The organism is Providencia rustigianii DSM 4541 (genome assembly GCF_000156395.1).
Classification (GTDB): domain Bacteria; phylum Pseudomonadota; class Gammaproteobacteria; order Enterobacterales; family Enterobacteriaceae; genus Providencia; species Providencia rustigianii.
The window spans coordinates 1-622 of sequence record NZ_GG703833.1 but is presented as its reverse complement, the minus strand read 5'-3'; the positions used below and the strand labels follow the sequence as shown (position 1 = coordinate 622).

2 protein-coding genes are annotated in these 622 nt (G+C 47.1%); both read right to left on the bottom strand.

The annotated features are described in order from the left end of the window. Positions 1–318, bottom strand: a 318-nt coding sequence (locus PROVRUST_RS18750; RefSeq protein ID WP_006816499.1) for a P2 family phage major capsid protein, incomplete at its 3' end; no start/stop codon positions are given. A gap of 12 nt (positions 319–330) precedes the next feature. After that, on the bottom strand, positions 331–622 hold a 292-nt coding region (locus PROVRUST_RS18745; RefSeq protein WP_006816498.1), incomplete at its 5' end, for a GPO family capsid scaffolding protein.

Sequence of the window (622 nt, the reverse complement as noted above, 5' to 3'; positions counted from 1 at the left end):
CGTTTGGCGGCAGTGATAGCCTTGCTTGGCTAATTGTGTTGGATCTGTCGGCTCACGGTCTTGCTTGGTGGTATCCGTCGTGCCTGCCACAGTTGTGCCAATACCGATGCCGATTTTTTCACCCACTTGGTCTTTCACTGGCACAATATTAATTTTGGTCAGAAAGACGGCGCTTAACTGAATTTTGGTTTCCAGTTTTTGAGCCGCGGATGGAGTAATTTCCACTTTCGATGCTGCGAACTCTTGTGGCTGAACACCGTAAATCTCACCAAGGCGGGTCATGTAACCGTTAAATTTAACTTTTGTTTCTTTTCTCATTATTATTCCCGTTTAGCAATCCGTCAGGTTTTCGGTATTTGTGCCAGCACCGCCGAAAGAGATTGGGCGATGCGTGTTATTGTCTTGCTGGCTTAAATCAGTTTTGAGTTGCTCCAACTCACTGCGCAGGGTTTCATTTTGCTGTTTTACTGCGGAGAGCACGTTTACTTCGCGCTCTAATGTTGCAAGCTTTTGTGCCGCTTCTGTTTGCTCTTTCGCGCACAGTTCAACGGCTTGATGAATATCGTCAAGCTCCGCGTCATTGCGTTTCTGCGCACGGCTAAGCATGGCAAAAACACGTTCT